Source organism: Bacillus sp. CR71, assembly GCF_003429245.1.
Lineage (GTDB): Bacteria > Bacillota > Bacilli > Bacillales > Bacillaceae_G > Bacillus_A > Bacillus_A thuringiensis_S.
The window spans coordinates 150191-150831 of record NZ_CP031748.1 but is presented as its reverse complement, the minus strand read 5'-3'; the positions used below and the strand labels follow the sequence as shown (position 1 = coordinate 150831).

Sequence of the window (641 nt, the reverse complement as noted above, 5' to 3'; positions counted from 1 at the left end):
CGAGCTAACTCCCTTGTTCCAAGGGTTATTTTATTGCTATCTATGCTAACGCCAATAGGCGTATTGCTTCATTTTTGATATTGATAGCTGCGTTATAATCTCTATCGAGATTTACACCGCATATACAAGAATAGACTCGCTCAGACAATGACATATTTTTCACATTTCCACAACTGCTACATGTTTTTGTGGAAGGAAACCATTTGTCTATTTTCACAAGCTGTTTGCCTTGTTCATTTAGTTTATAAGCTACGAAAGAAGTGAACATACCCCAAGCATTATCAGCGACGCTTTTTCCAAAATGAAGTGCTTGCGATATTCCCTTCATATTTAGGTCTTCAATAGCTACAACATCAAAATGAGTAGCTAACTCTTTAGACTTATGATGAAGGAAATTCTTACGTTGGTTTGCTACTTTTTCATGCAGCTTAGCTACACGGATACGTTGTTTATTCCAACGCCCTGAACCTTTTGTACGTCTTGATAATACTCGTTGCGCCTTTGCTAATCGGTCTAACATTTCACGATAGAACTTAGGATAATTGGCTCTCTCATCCTCAGAACTGACGTATAATTGATCCATCGCAAAGTCTAATCCAACAACTGTTTCTACTTCTTTTTGTACGATCTCTTTTTCGTAT

At 37.4% G+C, this 641-nt stretch carries 1 protein-coding gene; it reads right to left on the bottom strand.

Annotated elements, in window-relative coordinates; all coding sequences use genetic code 11:
• Positions 1-40: 40 nt before the first annotated feature.
• Positions 41-641 (bottom strand): RNA-guided endonuclease InsQ/TnpB family protein (locus tag DOS87_RS00875; RefSeq protein WP_208730179.1); only part of this gene is annotated, 601 nt, incomplete at its 5' end.